Here is a 14,923-nt window from a genome sequence, read left to right as displayed (position 1 = left end):
ATAATGAGCCTGAGGTGATTCCCATGACCAAAAGGCCAAATATCGTATTCATCATGTCGGACGACCATGCGTCGCACGCCATGAGCTGCTACGGCAGCCGGATTAATGAAACGCCGAACATCGACCGGATTGCAAGCGAAGGGATGCGGCTGGACAACTGCTTTTGCACCAATTCGATCTGCTCGCCGAGCCGGGCGGCGATCCTCACCGGCAAGTACAACCATCTCAACGGCGTCAAGTCGATTCACGATGCGCTCGACGGCCGCCAGATGACCTATCCGAAGCTGATGCAGCAGGAGGGCTACCAGACGGCCATCGTCGGCAAATGGCATCTCGGGCACGGCGGCGACGCCGACCCGACGGGCTTCGATTATTGGAATGTCGTGCCCGGACAAGGGGAGTATCACGATCCCGAATTCATCGAGATGGGCGAGCGCAAGCGGGTCAAGGGCTACGCCACGGACCTGATCACCGACTATTCGATCGACTGGATGGACGCCCGGGACAAGACGCGCCCCTTCATGCTGATGTGCCATCACAAGGCGCCGCATCGGCCGTGGCAGCCGCACGAGAAGTACAAGGACCTGTACGAGGGCGTCGACTTGCCCGAGCCGGAGACCTTCTACGACGACTATGCGACCCGCGCCGAGGCCGCCCGGGTGGCCAAGATGCGGATCGAGCGCGACATGCACGACGAGGTCGATCTCAAGGGCACGGCGCCGGCGGAGCTGAGCGAGCTGGAGGCCAAGCGCTGGAAGTATCAGCGCTACATCAAGGACTATCTGCGCTGCGTCGCGTCCATCGACGAGAGCGTCGGGCGGCTGCTCGACTACCTCGACGCGGAGGGCATCGCCGACGACACGATCATCGTGTATACGTCCGACCAGGGCTTCTTCCTCGGCGATCACGGATGGTTCGACAAGCGCTTCATGTACGAGGAGTCGCTGCGCATGCCGATGGTCATCCGCTATCCGCGCGAGATCCGGGCCGGCAGCGTGAGCGAAGCGATGGCGCTCAACGTCGACTTCCCGGTCACCTTCCTCGAGTACGCCGGCATCGCCGTGCCTGAGGAGATGCAGGGCGCGAGCCTGCGCGGCGTGCTGCGCGGCGAGACGCCGGAGGGCTGGCGCACGTCGATGTACTATCGCTACTGGATGCATCTGGACCACATTCACAATGTGTACTCGCACTATGGCATCCGCACGCATCGCTACAAGCTGATCTACTACTACGCCCAGGCGCTCGGCACCTCGGGCTCGGTGGACGAGGATCGCGCGCCGGAGTGGGAGCTGTTCGACCTCGAGCGCGATCCGCACGAGCTGCGCAATGTGTACGCCGATCCGGCTTATGCGGACACCGTCGCTGCGCTCAAGCGGGAGCTGCGCGCGCAGCAGCTCGCCGTGCTGGACGAGCCGGCGGCGTGCGAGGACAGGGTGTCTTAATTTAATTGCCGCCAGAGCAAGCAGGCGCAGTCAACGGGATTTCCCGGACTGCGTCGTTTTGGCGTCCCGGTAGCGCGCCGGCGAGACGCCCTCCAGCCGCTTGAAGACGCGGCTGAAGTAGAAGGCGTCCTCGAAGCCGACCTCGGCGGCGATGTCGCCGACGCTTTTGCCAGTGCTGGTGAGCAGGTGGCAGGCGCGCTGCACGCGCAGCCGTTGCACATACTGGACGATCGTCAGATCGGCGTATTTTTTGAACACCTGGCACAGGTACGCGTACTTGCGGTCGAGCTCGCGCTCCAGCAGCGCCTTGCCGATCGGACGGGCGAAGCCGTTATTGAGCAGATTGACGAGTCGGCGGTAGGTGAAGTAGGACTGCGGCAGCGACGTATCGCGCTCGCTCTGCTCCAGCACGTCGGCGGCGATCAGCCCCAGGATCTCGCCGAGCAGCAGCGTCTGCCGGAAGCGAAAATACCCCTGGGCCGCGCGTGACTGCTCCACGAGCTGCTCGAACAGCTGCAGCAGCCGGTAGCGCCGGCTGGACAGATGCAGCTTCGGCACGACGATCCGATCCTCGTGGCGGTCCCCGGCGGTGCGCAGCTCGCTCCGGTCGGCATGGATAATCGTCAGGTCGGGCGCTGCGTCAGCGTCGAACGGACGCAGCGCCGGCTCGCATGCGAACTGCGCCCAAAAGAAGCTGCCCTGCTGCTCGGCGTGGTTCCAGCCGGTGTGCGACTCCCATGGCAGCAGCAGCAGCGACTCCCCGGTGCGCAGGGTGTAGCGCCGGCCCTCCGCCTCGATCCAGACCGGGCCGTCGCTGGCGACGATGAGCTGATAGTGCGGATTCGCGTGATTCCAGCGAAATGACGCGTCCGCGGCATGGAACTGGTCGGCCCAGCGGATATCGAGCGCGGCCAGGCGCGAGAACGAGTAGTGCATAGTTGACGGCCTCCCCTTTTCGAAGCGCTGTGAGAAATGAAGATCGTGCATGGTCTTGCCCGGACCCGCCCTCCTATAATGAGAGAGCGGCGGCGCTTGCATGCATCATCATTATAGCAAACTAGCAAACGGGAGGCTTCGTATGATGACAACCACTCGCATACTGAACGAACAGGATTATTACCGCACGGTCTATGGCGGCTGGCTCGGCAAAAACATCGGCGGCACGCTGGGCGCGCCGGTGGAGGGCAGGATGGAGCGGCTGGATCTGACCTTCTATCCGGTGCTGCAGGACGGTCCGTTGGAGAACGACGACCTCGACCTGCAGCTCGTCTGGCTGCATGCGCTGGAGCAATACGGGCCGCGGCTGACGAGCCGCGAGCTGGGGCAGGAGTGGACGGAGCATGTCTTCTTCCCGTTCGACGAATACGGCTACGCGCTCACCAATCTGCGGCGCGGCCTGCGGGCGCCGCTGACGGGGAGCTGGGACAATCCGTTCGCCGACTGCATGGGCTCGCCGATCCGCTCCGAGATCTGGGCGATGGCCGCGCCGGGCGCGCCGCAGGTGGCCGCCTACTATGCGTATCAGGATGCCGTCGTGGACCATGCCGGCGGGGAAGGCGTGTATGGCGAGATGCTGTTCGCCGCGATCGAGAGCGCTTGCTTCGTGGAGAAGGACCGGGATCGCCTGATCGCGATCGGCATGGCCTATATTCCCGACGACTGCCGCACCGCGAAGGCGGTGAACGACCTGCTGCGCTGGCACCGCGAGGGCAAGGATTGGCTCGAGGCGCGCGATCTCATCCTCGCGCATCACGGCCGCGACAACTTCACCGACGCGCCCCAAAACATTGCCTTTACCCTGCTCGGCTGGCTGTACGGCACGGACTTTGAGGATGCGATCCTCAAGGCGGTCAACTGCGGCTACGACACCGACTGCACGGCGGCGACGCTGGGCGCGATCCTCGGCATGCTGGCGGGGCCGGACGCGCTGCCGGAGCGCTGGGTAGCGCCGGTCGGCGACCGGATCGTCGTCAGCGCTCCGATCAAGGGCTTCCCCGCTCCGGCCAATCTGGACGAGCTGACGCGGCGTACGATCCGCGTCGGCCGTCAGGTGCTGGCCGCCTGGGACACGGGCATCCTGGTGCATCCGGAGCTGCCGACGAGCGCGACCGAGCTGGGGGCCGCGCCGGGGGAGGCTGTGAAGCGGCTATGGGCGGCAGACGTGCGGACCGACCGCCGGCTGCTGCCGGAAGGCACGATAGCGCCGCTCGGCCTGGAGCTGACGATCGACTATGGCGCGGACGGGCCGGCGATCGCACGCCGCGCGACCAAGACGCTGACGCTGACCGTGACGAATCACAGCGCGGAGCGCTGGATCGGGCGGCTGGGGCTGGAGCTGCCGGACGGCTGGACGGGCGGCGAGCCGCGTCCGTTCGAGCTGGAGCCGGGCGCCGGCGCTTCGCTGGCGTATACGGTCCGGGCCGGGGAAGCAGTCGCGTCCGCGTACGAGCTGACGGCGGCGATCGTCCGCAGCCATGACGGACAGGTGTGGAGCGAGCTGCGGGAACGCTTCGCGCTCGTGCCGGCTGCGGAATGGACGATCTGGGGGCCGGAGGGCGGCGCGGGCCGGGCCGCGGCCTTCGGCGGGAGCGCGCTGGCGTGGGAGCAGGCGCTCGGTACGACGGCGGACGGCCGCTACCGCGCCCGCACCCGCCTGCACTGTCCGAGCGCCCGCACCGTGCGGCTGATCGCCGCCTGCGACGCGCCGGTGACGGTGACGCTGGACGGCGCGCGCATCATCGCCTGCGCGGCGTCCGGACCGTTCATGCCCGCCTACCACCGGGCTCCGGATGCACAGGCGGCCGAGCTGGAGCTGACGGCGGGCAGCCACGAGCTGGAGGTGAGCGCCGAGCGCGCCGGCGCGCCGCTGCGCGTGCGGGTGCTGGCGGTGGCGCCGCGTCAGACGCTGCAGCCGGGGCCGTACTACAGCTACACCGATATCCTGTGGCACGATTAGGCGTGTGAGTCGTCGAGCGGGATCACATGCGATGAACGACATGAGCGATCACGACAAGAGACGGAATGACCGACAAGTCAGCCGTATCTGCTGTCACAAATGCCGCTGGGCATGAATCTGCTAAGAACAAGACACTGGAAGCAGGAGGAAGCGGGAAATGATCGTATTGAAGTCCAAGGATGAGCTCGGCATCATGCGGGAAGCGGGTCGTATCGTCGCGGAATGCCATGCACGGATCGCGGAGCGGATCGCACCGGGCGTGACGACGCTGGAGCTGGACGCGCTGGTCGAAGCGCATATCCGCGCGCGGGGGGCAGTGCCGAGTTTCAAGGGGCATCAAGGCTTTCCGGCTTCGATCTGCTCGGCGCCCAACGACGTTATTTGCCACGGCTTCCCGGGCAGCAATCCGCTGCGCGAGGGAGACGTCGTCTCGATTGATCTCGGGGCGCTCTATAAGGGCTATCACGGCGACTCCGCCTGGACATACGCAGTCGGCCGGCCGCAGCCGGCCCTGGCCGCGCTGATGGCGCACGGCGAGGAAAGCCTGCGGCTCGGCATTGCGCAGGCGGAGGCGGGCCGCCGGGTCGGCGATATCGGGCATGCGATTGACGCCTTCGCCCGCGCGCACGGCCACGGGAATGTACGGCAGTTCACCGGGCACGGCGTCGGACGCGAGCTGTGGGAGGAGCCCTCCGTTCCGCACTACGGGCGGCCGGGCTCCGGCCCGCGGTTGAAGAGCGGAATGGTGCTGGCGATCGAGCCGATGCTGACGCTCGGCGGCGACGAGGCGTTTGTCGACGAGGACGGCTGGACGGCCCGCACACTCGACGGTTCGATCTGCGTGCAGTACGAGCACACGGTTGCGATTACCGAGGACGGCCCGGTCGTCCTGACGACGCTCTGAGCCTGAATGCGCAGGAGCCCGCCGCCGCAGCGCAGGAGCAGAGTAGTACAGTCGCGGGAGCAGTCGGAGCGCAGTCGCGGGAGCCGCCAGCAGGAGTAGCGCAGTTGTAGGAGCAGCAGCCCTAGGTGCGCCACGGGAGAAGTCGCTGAGGTGCTCCATGTGGCTCGCTGCTCCATCTGCCCAGTTGCTGCTCCATGTGAATTGCCGCTGCATCCGGCGAGCCACGGCTCCATGTGGCTTGCTGTTGCATCTACTCAGCCAAGGCTCCATGCTGGCAGCTCGGCAGGAAATCCGATGCGACCGTCTGCTGTATGCGCTCGTCCCGTTCCGCCCAGCCGTGCGTTTGTCCGTCTCGCGCTTGTCTGCCGCGTGCATGACAGCCCGCGCCCCGGCCGACTCGTCTGCGATGGCGGGGGTTGTCCGAATTTTACAATACCGGTCGCCGGGTCTTGTGGCATACTTATAGTGACAACGAAAGGAGGGCGCGAAATGAAACCGCGCATCACAGTACTTACACTGGCCGTGGAGGATCTGGAACGGGCGCTCGCGTTTTATCGGGACGGGCTCGGGCTGGCGACGGAAGGCGTCATCGGCACGGAATTCGAGCACGGTGCGGCGGTGTTTTTTGAGCTGCAGGCCGGGGTCAAGCTGGCGCTCTGGAAGCGCACCGACCTGGCGCACGAAGCGAAGGTGCCGCTTCAGCGGCCCAGCGCCACCGAGTTCACGATCGGCCACAATGTCGCCGGCAGGGAAGAGGTCGACGAGGTGATGGCCCAAGCCGTCAGAGCGGGCGCCAACGTCACGGACCCGGCCCATGAGACGTTCTGGGGCGGCTATTCCGGTCATTTTCAGGACCCGGACGGCCACCTGTGGGAGATTGTCTGGAATCCCGCCTGGGTGCTGGAGTTGTAAGCCGAGTAGAGCAGAAGTTATAAGCCGAAGAGCGCGTAAAAAAACGGTCTTCCCGCTTGGGAGAGGTCGGTTTTTTTGATAAAAAAAGGATGAGCTGATCGCGCATACACGGTCTTATCTTACTCGCAACGCAACGCTCGATTTTTCGGAACGCGCCTTGTGTCGTCGCCAGCGGACGGCGGCAGCCGTTTCGCCTTGGGGCCATCGGAACAGGATTATAATCTGAGCACGCTTGGAAGGCATGCGGACTCAGCCGTCTTCGGAGAGCTCGGCTTGCCTGGCTTCTTCGATTTCCATGAGCTGCACGATGGCGGACGGCTTTATATCGAGCGCTTTGGCCAAGGCGAACAAGGTAGGCAGCGTGGGCTGGTGTCGACCTCTTTCGAGCATGGAAATGTAGGTGCGATCCAGGTTGCTGCGAAAGGCTAGTTCTTCCTGACTAAGCGCTTTTTTGAGACGAAACGCGCGCAATATTTTTGAAAATGACGTATTCTCCTCCAACACAAGCTCTCCTTGCAGGGGTATGCCGTTTTACGATAATACTCAATTCGGTCGCATTTCGCATCAACCGAGAATACTGATAATATTGGGCATTAATGTAAATTAAGGCCTGAAAATTCAAAGTTGTGAATTGTAAAAACGAGACGACAGGAATCGATTGAAAAGACCAAGGATAGACAAATATAATAGATTTAGTCGCTAATAACGTCGAAATCCATACTGTTCTTCTAGATATTTTGAACTAAATAGATTCGAATGCACGAAATGGCAAACCTGCTGAAAAGCAGGGACGCAAAGCTATGGGCCTAAAGAAGGGGTTTCTACGGTCGCCAGGCTGCCGAAAGCGGGATGGATCATCCAACGCATCCTTCTTTTGGAGGGATGCTTTTTGCGTTGGTATCGAAAAGCGAGGTGCGAAACGATGGCTGAAACGATCAGCGAGCACGAAATTCTTCAGCTGTTGCATCGGATGGAGCGTCCGATAGGCAGCTACCCGGATCCGTTCACGCAGGAAGCCGGCCACGAGGGCAGCGTGGACGCCCGTCATTCGCCCGGGCTGGCGGGCGTGAGGGACGGCGTCATTCTCGTAGAGGACCCCGGTATCGGCGAGCGCGCCGCCACTGTCGAGGCGACCTGGCCGATTCGATTGACGGTGGGCGGCAAGATCGTCAAGGAACCGGTCCGCGTCACATCGGGGAGCCGAATCGAATGGGCGCTCGAACAAATGCCGATGTTCGAGATCAGCGTCTCCAAGGACGGCATGGAAGCGATGCTGACGGTACACGAGTTGCGTCGCCACGCCTGGATGCTGACCGATCAGCCGATGGGCGAGCATCTGGTCGTGCGCGCCGAGGAGAATCAGGAGAATATTGTCAAAACGATCGGGCCGGAGGACGTGCTGGCCGAGCTGGACCGGCAGGGCATCCGGATGAACCTGGACATGGCGACGATTCATAGCGAGCTGCTGCGCCCTGCGTTCAAGCCGCTGCTCATTGCCCGGGGCAAGCCGCCGGTTCCGGGGCAGGACGCGCGGCTGGATCTGTTTTTCTCCGAGAAGATCGAGAGTCTGTTCACCGAGGTGAAGGGACAGGTCGACTTCAAAAATCACATGAATATTCCGTCTGTCAAAAGCGGGGACGTCATCGCCAAGAAGGAGCCGGCCGTGGAGGGCGAACCGGGCTACGACGTGTTCGGCCAGACGCTGCTGCCGAGGCCTGCAAAGGACATTCGCATCCTCGCCCGCAAAAATGTCGAGATTACGCCGGAATCGATCGTCATTGCCCGGCAGCCGGGCCGACCGCGGGTCACGGGCGGCCAGATCAAATATTTTGACATCAATACCGCCTTCATCGTACCGGGCGACGTCGACATGCAGACCGGCAACATCGTATTCGCCGGCGATGTCATCGTATACGGCGATGTCCAGGACAATATGATCATAGAGTCGCTGGGCAACATCTATGTCAGCGGCAGCGTGTTCAACGCGACGCTGACGGCGACAGGCAGCATCGCGGTAAAGGGCAACGTCATCGGTGCCCGGCTGTATTCGGGATACTTCGGCATTTTGTACAATCGATTCTATACAGGCTCCAAGGACCTGCTGGACATTCTGACGAAAATGAAGGGCGGAGCCTCCCAACTGCTGCAAGAGGTGGCGAAAAAGAATCTGCAGGTACGCTATGGCCAGGTGCTGATCCTGATGATGGAGAGCAAATACGGGCAAACCCGCCAGATCGTCAGCGATCTGCTCGGCGTCATCACGAGCATTCAGCTGCACGATCGCAACGCAATGGAGCTGCTGAAGCAGTACATGGAGATGTTCTTGTCCCAGGCCCACGTCGTCACGCATATGACGGAGCCCAAGCTGGAGCGTCTGATCGAGCTGCTGAATGAAGCCCACCTGCGCGTAGCGCTCAGTCAGGAATCGCAAGTGCGGATCAGCGTCGGCCAAGGCCAGCAGGCGGTCTTCAAGTCCAACGGCGATATACTGATTCGGCGCGAGGGCATCATTCAATGCGATCTGTATTCGGCGGGGAGCATCGGGTTCACGATGGAGGACGCCCTCTGTCGGGGCTCCCGGCTCGAGGCGGGCGAGCGCATCGCGGCCGGCGTCGTCGGCGGCGAGGGCGGCGCGCCGTCGACGCTGAAGGCGGGGACCAAGATTAGCGTCAAAAAAATGTACGCCGGCAAAATCGCGATCGATCGCAGCACGCTCGAAGTCCTCGAACCGATCGGCGAGACCGTCTTTGATCGGCGCACGCTCAGACGCGCCGGTCAAAAGGCGGGTGCGCGAGGTGAATGAGACAAGCCTGCTCGGCCGCACGCTCACGCGCAGCATTTACACGCGGCAAGGCGGCCTGCTGCTGCCGTGGGGGCGCAGTATCGGCGCGGAGGAGATGGCGGCGTTGCGGCGGCACGGGATTGATCTGTGGGAAGAGGACGTGGAGCTGGCAGCGGCCGCCTGCATGGACGAACTGGTCGGCGAAGTCGAGAATCTCTTCGCACGGCTGGCAGCGGCGTCGGAAGGTTATACGATCGGCGCGATTCGCCGCCGCATCGTACCCCGCGTGCAGCGGCTTTACGATCATTTGCGCCTGCCCGCGCTGCTGCAGCTGCTATGCCGCAAAGACCGGGACACGTACCGGCACAGCGTCGGCGTCGCGCTGCTCTCCTGCCTGATCGGCCGCTGGCTCGGGCATTCGCGCGCGCAGCAGCAGGAGCTGCTGGTCGCCGGATTGCTCCACGATCTGGGCAAGACGCGCATCTCGGACGAGATCCTGCAAAAGGCGGGGCGGCTGACACCCGAGGAATACCTCGAGATGCAGCGTCACGCCCGGCTGGGATACGAGATGATCCGCGCGATGCCGGAGGCCGGCGAGCGGCTGGCGCTGGCGGCGCTGCAGCATCACGAGCGCGAGGACGGCAGCGGCTATCCGTCCGGCCTGACGGGGGACGCGATCCTCGAGACGAGCAAGATCGTGGCGGTCGCCGACGTGTTCCACGCGATGATCTCGGCCCGCGCGTACAAGCAGCCGCTGCCTCTCTATCAGGTGCTGCAGCGGCTGGAGCGGGGCGCGTACGGTAGCTTCGAACCCGCTGCGGTGCATGCGCTCGTCCATCAGGTCATGACAGGGCTGATCGGCGAGCAGGTCGTCCTGGAAGACGGGCGCTTGGCCCGCATCGTGCTGCTTCACCCCGACGATCTGACCAATCCGCTCGTCGCCTCGGACGGGGTCTACTACGATTTGCGCCGCCATCCATTCAAGATCAAAGAGACCTTGTCGCTGAAATAAAAGCATCGGAAGACGCGTTTACTGCATCTTCCGTTTTTTCTTGACCTTTTTTTTCGTTTCCTCCAATTCCGCGTCGCTGCCCTCCGAGTCCTGACCGCGGGCCTCGATGTACTTGCGCAGCGCCTCCGGGTCGTAAGCCCGTCTGGGGATGAAGGCGAGCAGGTCGGGATCCTTCATCGAGATGGTCCGCTCTTTTTTGTTCGTCAGCGATTTCATTTTGCGCTTTTCGGACTTCACCCGCATCGCTTTCTTGTCCCGCTTCAGCACGTTGTCCAGGCGTGTTTTGATCCGGTCCTTGTCCCATTTGGGATTGGTCATTTTTTTTGCGATTTCGTCGACGCGCGGGTTTTCCGCCAGCGATTCGTATTGCGTCTCGGTCAAGTAGTCGTATGTGGAGGTATAATCCATCATGGCGTCGCGGGCATCCTTCTCCTTGGCCTCGATCATGCTGTTGAACTTGGGAGAGGTGAGCGAGCCGTTGCCGAATTGCTTGCCGGCCTTCATGCCCAGATAGCTGGGCGTGCTGTGGCTGATGACCATCTGGTTCAGACTGTTCTGTCCCTTGCTCAGACCGTAGGGGTTATGCACCTTGAAGTCGTCCTTGTCCCGCACGGCGTTGTTGCGGAATTCCGGCGCCTGGAATTTCAAGCCGGTCGTATGGGTCGTGCGCTTCAAGCTTTTTTCATCGAAGCTTTCCTCATGCTTGGCGCCGCCCATCGTTTCGTAGGAGAGCGAGCCGACGCTTTTTACGTAGGTGTTTTTTTTAATATTCGCATCCGGATTGGCTCTTTTTTTGCTGGACGGTTCTTTTACGATGAAATCGGGATCGTCGTCCTTGCCCTCGGCCTCGTCGCTGCTATCGTCGCTATCGTAGCTGATTCTTGCGCGTTGCAGCGGCGGATCGGCTGCGGCTTGTTCGCCCAGCATGCGCGTCAGCGCCTGATTGCCGGCTGCTTGCTGCAGGTGCAGCAGAGGGTGCGCGGCAGTGCTCGAATGCGTCGCGGCAGGGGGGCGGTCCGATGCGGCGATATGACGAGCGGCCCGAGGCTGGCGGGTGTGGGTCATGTCCATTCTCCTGTTCCTCTTTCTACCGATTCTATTTCATATTATTTGTTTTTCTACAATTATAGCACCTCGCGCATCAACAGCATACGAAGAAATCGGAACAAAATGGTCGAAATGCGGCGGCAATGGTAGGATAAGAGAGAAGCGCGGTCCTGATAGCTTGCGCAACCTTATTATTGAGAAAGGCGGAATGGACGATGATCGACATCCATACGCATATCCTGCCGGGCATCGACGACGGCGCCCAAAACTGGGAGGACACGCTCGAACTGGCCAGAGCGGCGGCGAAGGACGGTATCGCGACGGTGATCGCCACCCCCCACCATGCCAACGGCGCGTATACCAATCCCGCGGGGGTTGTCGCGCCGCTGGTCGAACAGGCCAATGCGCTGCTGCAGCGGGAGGGCGTGCCGCTGACGATCGCCGCCGGACAGGAGATCCGGGCGCACGAGGGCATGCTGGAGGCGTGGACGAGCGGCGAGCTGCTCACTCTGGCGGGCTCGGACTACCTCCTGTTGGAGATGCCGTTCACATCAATACCAAGGCGCATGGGCGAATGGATACACGAGCTGCGCGTGCTCGGCGTACACCCGATTATTGCGCATCCGGAGCGCAATGCCGAGGTCGTCAAGCATCCCCGTCGGCTGGCCGAGCTGATCGAGCTGGGAGCCTGCGCGCAGGTCACGTCCGGCTCGCTGCTGGGCGCATTCGGCAAGCGCTGCATGCAGGCGGGCTGGGAGCTGTGCGGCCAAGGCCTCATTCATCTGGTGTCCTCGGACGCGCATCATCACGAGCGCAGGGGCTTTTATATGGAAGAAGTCTATGCGACAATTGCCCGCAAAGCGGGGGAGGACTTAAGTCGCTATTATCAAGCCAATGCCGCAGCCGTGCTGCATAATAGTCCAATCGGCCCCCCTCCGGAAAATGTGAAAATTCGTGGCGAATCATGGAATTTGTTTTCAAAGTTTTTCCGGAAATGATTGACGCTCTCAACTTCTCGGTGCTAGAATGGAAATGGTTGCCTACATAGTCGGGAAGTTGTGAATATTATGTGACAATTAAGAAAGTGATACAAACTGTCACTGGGACTTGTTCTCCATGAATAAAGAATCATTTATTATGTTCTCGAATAGAGAACGAACAAGAAATGGATTTGTAGTTGGACCATAGTTTTTCCTAATTATATGCATTGCATCCAGTTGACCTTTCGTCTTTCAATTGCTAGAATGGCAATTGTTTTCTTTTGTGGCGAAATTTGCCGGATCTTGGCGATGAAATCATTGAATGAGGTGAATGAAGAAATGAATTGGAAGAGCAAAATTGCGGCCTCCACGCTGGCGGCATCGCTGGCGGCTACCGCTTTCGCGGGACTGCCGCTCAGCACGAAGGGTCTGGCCGAAAAGGCGGGGCTAGCCGCCGGCATCGCAGCCGCTGCGGAGACGCCATTCGCGGACACGAGCTTCTCCGCCAAGCTGGAGCGGGTCTACGCGGAGCTGGATCATGCGGCGTACGCGGACGCCGCGGCGGCGGTCGCGGACCTGCGCGGCGCGATCGACACGCTGACGACAGCCGAACGCGACGCCATCATCGACCCGGTCTGGAACAAGGTGCAAGGCAAGATCGACGATCCGGCCGATCGCGACAAGGCTCAGGCAGCGCTGCGCGAGCTGCTGCCGCTCATATTCGGCGCCTTGTACGACGAGGATCTGAGCAGCCTCGATGCGATTCATGAAGAAGACATTCAAGAAGGACTCGACATTCTCGCCGCGGCGGCCGCTCTGGACGCGGCAGGCGACGAGCCGGTCGTCGGCACGGCGGACGTCAATGCCTTCCTCGAAGCGATCGAGGCGACGACGATCGACGAGATCAGCTCGCTGGCCAACGTGCTCGCGCTGGTGAGCGGCGAAGGCCGCCTGCAGCTCGTCAAGGACATCATCCTCGACGTACGCGGCGCGGACAACGCGATCAGCCGCATCCTGGCGGGCCTCGACGACAACGGCGACCCGTCCGGCAATGTGACGGCGGACGACATCGCTGACGCCTACACGGCATTCGTAGAGACCGAGGGGATCGAGGCGCACTATAACACGGCGACCAAGGCGATGATCGCCGCCTATGTGCGCAGCGAGTCGACGGCCACGTACACAAGCTCGAACGGCGGGCTGACGCGCGCATACGAGACGCTGCACCTGTTCGATATCGCCTTGCCTGCGGGCATGAACGGCATCACCTGGACGTGGTCCAACACGGCCAACATCAACGGCGGCGTCACGAATGGCAAGCTCGTCCTGTCCAGCTCGTCGCGCCAGACGACCGAGCTCGTCGCCACGATTGCCGGTCAGGATGTGTACCGGGAGACGATCACGCTGAGCGGCTCCGGGTCGGGCGGCGGCGCGCCGTATGTGCCGGTGCCGACGACGCCGGGCACGGATGTGACGCAGGTCGTGAGCGCGATCAAGGGCGAGCTGGCGAATCTGGTCGGCGCTCTGGATAGCGCAGCCGATGCCGACGCGCTCGCCGAGCTGGTCCGGCAGGCGATCGACGGGGTCAAGACTGCAGTGGACCAGCTGGCGCAGCTCGACGTATCCGGCGATGTCAGCATCGCGGACGGCAAGGCGACCGTGAAGCTGTCCGCGCTGGCGGTCAAGGAAGCGATCGACGCGATCCGCGACGTGCTGGACGAGCTCGACTCGCTCGTCGCAGGCGCATCGAGCGGCCTGGCGAGCCCGATCCGCATCGAGCTGGGCGAGGTCGACGCCGCCGAGCTGGCGGTCGAGGTGCCGGACGGCCTGTTCGCAGCGGCTGCCGCAGCCGGACTGCCGGGCATCGTGTTCGCGGCTGGCGGCGCGGAGGTGACCGTACCGGCGAGCTCCGACTTCACGGGTGGCGAAGTGCGGCTCTCGATCGGCACGCGGGACGCGGCCGAGGAGCCTGCGTTGACGGCGATGACGGCTGTTTCGCAGGTATATGACTTCGGTCTGACTACTGGCGGCGGGCCTGTCATGTCGTTCGTGACGCCGGTGCAGATCAAGATGCCTCTCGATCTGGGTCCAGGTACGGATAACGAGCTGCTGACGACGGTCAAGCTGCTGCCGGACGGCACCCTCGAATCGCACGGCGGCTTCGTGCGCGGCCAGCAGATGGTCGAGTCGCGCGACAGCTTCTCTTCCTACGCTGTCGTAGAGGGTCATGTCGCATTCGACGATACGGCGCCCGTCGACGAATGGGCCGGCCGTGCGATCCAGGTGATGGCGGCCAAGGGCGCGATCGACGGCCGCGCCGAGGGCGTGTACGCGCCGGGCGATCACGTCACGCGCGCCGAATTCGCCAAGATCCTCGTACGCGCGCTCAATCTGGAGAATCGCTCGGCGAGCGAGAGCTTCGGCGACGTGGCGGCGAGCGACTGGTACGGCCAGTACGTCGCGGCTGCATCGGAGCTGGGCATTATCAACGGCCGCTCTGCGGATACATTCGCACCGCATGCGAACATTACCCGCGCCGAGCTGGCGACGATGCTCGCCCGGGCCGTGCAGGACTTCATGGGCATCACGACGATCACCGGCGCCGAGAAGGCGCTGGCGGCCTACGCCGATGCCGACGCGATTCATCCGACGCTGCGCGAAGGCGTCGCCTTTGCTACGGATCAGGGACTGGTGACCGGGTACGGCGGCAGCTTCCATCCCAATGATTACGCTACGCGCGCCGAAGCGGCGGTCATGGCCTATCGCGCGTTCAAGCTGGTCGAGTAGACGCTCAGTCCACATTCTTGCTTTGCCGCTCGCATCTGTCCTTCGCCGCCCCGGCGAGGGCCAGATGCGATGCCGGTTACGATTACGAAGCGGCCGCAGGC

At 62.6% G+C, this 14,923-nt stretch carries 11 protein-coding genes and 1 riboswitch; of the genes, 8 read left to right on the top strand and 3 right to left on the bottom strand.

Annotation, left to right across the window (positions count from 1 at the left end; all coding sequences use genetic code 11):
- The first annotated feature begins 23 nt into the window (after nucleotides 1-23).
- Nucleotides 24-1,442 carry a sulfatase family protein gene (locus IDH44_RS20490; RefSeq protein WP_190920686.1) on the top strand — a complete coding sequence of 473 codons (1,419 nt, stop codon included), beginning with the start codon at nucleotides 24-26 and terminating at the stop codon, nucleotides 1,440-1,442.
- Nucleotides 1,443-1,472: 30 nt separating this feature from the next.
- Here the strand turns inward: IDH44_RS20490 and IDH44_RS20485 are convergent, their stop codons facing one another.
- Nucleotides 1,473-2,378: an AraC family transcriptional regulator gene (locus tag IDH44_RS20485; RefSeq protein ID WP_190920685.1), complete on the bottom strand. Its 906-nt coding sequence runs from the start codon at nucleotides 2,376-2,378 to the stop codon at nucleotides 1,473-1,475.
- Between the two features lie 142 nt (nucleotides 2,379-2,520).
- Between IDH44_RS20485 and IDH44_RS20480 the strand changes: the two genes are divergently transcribed.
- The 3 genes from IDH44_RS20480 to IDH44_RS20470 all read left to right on the top strand — a co-directional run bounded on the left by IDH44_RS20480 (nucleotide 2,521) and on the right by IDH44_RS20470 (nucleotide 6,214).
- Nucleotides 2,521-4,398 carry an ADP-ribosylglycohydrolase family protein gene (locus tag IDH44_RS20480; RefSeq protein WP_190920684.1) on the top strand — a complete coding sequence of 626 codons (1,878 nt, stop codon included), beginning with the start codon at nucleotides 2,521-2,523 and terminating at the stop codon, nucleotides 4,396-4,398.
- 157 nt (nucleotides 4,399-4,555) lie between these two features.
- On the top strand, nucleotides 4,556-5,302 hold the full coding sequence (gene map / locus IDH44_RS20475; RefSeq protein ID WP_190920683.1) for a type I methionyl aminopeptidase: 747 nt from the start codon (nucleotides 4,556-4,558) through the stop codon (nucleotides 5,300-5,302).
- Between the two features lie 489 nt (nucleotides 5,303-5,791).
- Nucleotides 5,792-6,214, top strand: coding sequence for a VOC family protein (locus tag IDH44_RS20470; RefSeq protein ID WP_190920682.1), 423 nt, complete (start codon nucleotides 5,792-5,794; stop codon nucleotides 6,212-6,214).
- A gap of 249 nt (nucleotides 6,215-6,463) precedes the next feature.
- On the opposite strand, the gene IDH44_RS20465 is transcribed toward IDH44_RS20470, so the two are convergent.
- On the bottom strand, nucleotides 6,464-6,715 hold the full coding sequence (locus IDH44_RS20465) for a helix-turn-helix domain-containing protein (RefSeq protein ID WP_190920681.1): 252 nt from the start codon (nucleotides 6,713-6,715) through the stop codon (nucleotides 6,464-6,466).
- A gap of 256 nt (nucleotides 6,716-6,971) precedes the next feature.
- Nucleotides 6,972-7,057, top strand: a riboswitch (cyclic di-GMP riboswitch).
- A gap of 79 nt (nucleotides 7,058-7,136) precedes the next feature.
- Here IDH44_RS20465 and IDH44_RS20460 point away from each other — a divergent pair.
- Both IDH44_RS20460 and IDH44_RS20455 read left to right on the top strand, forming a co-directional pair.
- Nucleotides 7,137-9,017 carry a DUF342 domain-containing protein gene (locus IDH44_RS20460; protein ID WP_190920680.1) on the top strand — a complete coding sequence of 627 codons (1,881 nt, stop codon included), beginning with the start codon at nucleotides 7,137-7,139 and terminating at the stop codon, nucleotides 9,015-9,017.
- Nucleotides 9,010-10,008, top strand: coding sequence for an HD-GYP domain-containing protein (locus IDH44_RS20455; RefSeq protein WP_190920679.1), 999 nt, complete (start codon nucleotides 9,010-9,012; stop codon nucleotides 10,006-10,008). Before IDH44_RS20460 ends, IDH44_RS20455 begins: the two co-directional genes overlap by 8 nt.
- 18 nt (nucleotides 10,009-10,026) lie before the next feature.
- Here the strand turns inward: IDH44_RS20455 and IDH44_RS20450 are convergent, their stop codons facing one another.
- Complete coding sequence (locus IDH44_RS20450; protein WP_190920678.1) at nucleotides 10,027-11,073, bottom strand: hypothetical protein; 1,047 nt, start codon at nucleotides 11,071-11,073, stop codon at nucleotides 10,027-10,029.
- Nucleotides 11,074-11,270: 197 nt separating this feature from the next.
- On the opposite strand from IDH44_RS20450, the gene IDH44_RS20445 reads away from it, so the two are divergent.
- Together IDH44_RS20445 and IDH44_RS20440 are read left to right on the top strand one after the other, a co-directional pair.
- On the top strand, nucleotides 11,271-12,053 hold the full coding sequence (locus IDH44_RS20445) for a tyrosine-protein phosphatase (protein WP_190920677.1): 783 nt from the start codon (nucleotides 11,271-11,273) through the stop codon (nucleotides 12,051-12,053).
- Between the two features lie 291 nt (nucleotides 12,054-12,344).
- Nucleotides 12,345-14,822, top strand: a complete 2,478-nt coding sequence (locus tag IDH44_RS20440) for an S-layer homology domain-containing protein (protein WP_190920676.1) — start codon at nucleotides 12,345-12,347, stop codon at nucleotides 14,820-14,822.
- Nucleotides 14,823-14,923 lie beyond the last annotated feature (101 nt).

Origin of the sequence: Paenibacillus sabuli (genome assembly GCF_014705605.1) — a bacterium.
GTDB lineage: Bacteria > Bacillota > Bacilli > Paenibacillales > Paenibacillaceae > Paenibacillus_D > Paenibacillus_D sabuli.
This window is presented reverse-complemented; position numbering and strand designations above follow the sequence as displayed.

Excerpts from the sequence above, each read along its gene's own strand:
- IDH44_RS20470 (WP_190920682.1), top strand. The coding sequence starts at position 5,792 with ATGAAACCGCGCATCACAGTACTTACACTGGCCGTGGAGGATCTGGAA.
- IDH44_RS20490 (WP_190920686.1), top strand. The coding sequence starts at position 24 with ATGACCAAAAGGCCAAATATCGTATTCATCATGTCGGACGACCATGCG.
- IDH44_RS20445 (WP_190920677.1), top strand. The coding sequence starts at position 11,271 with ATGATCGACATCCATACGCATATCCTGCCGGGCATCGACGACGGCGCC.
- IDH44_RS20450 (WP_190920678.1), bottom strand. The coding sequence starts at position 11,073 with ATGACCCACACCCGCCAGCCTCGGGCCGCTCGTCATATCGCCGCATCG.
- map (WP_190920683.1), top strand. The coding sequence starts at position 4,556 with ATGATCGTATTGAAGTCCAAGGATGAGCTCGGCATCATGCGGGAAGCG.
- IDH44_RS20480 (WP_190920684.1), top strand. The coding sequence starts at position 2,521 with ATGATGACAACCACTCGCATACTGAACGAACAGGATTATTACCGCACG.
- IDH44_RS20440 (WP_190920676.1), top strand. The coding sequence starts at position 12,345 with ATGAAATCATTGAATGAGGTGAATGAAGAAATGAATTGGAAGAGCAAA.
- IDH44_RS20485 (WP_190920685.1), bottom strand. The coding sequence starts at position 2,378 with ATGCACTACTCGTTCTCGCGCCTGGCCGCGCTCGATATCCGCTGGGCC.
- IDH44_RS20460 (WP_190920680.1), top strand. The coding sequence starts at position 7,137 with ATGGCTGAAACGATCAGCGAGCACGAAATTCTTCAGCTGTTGCATCGG.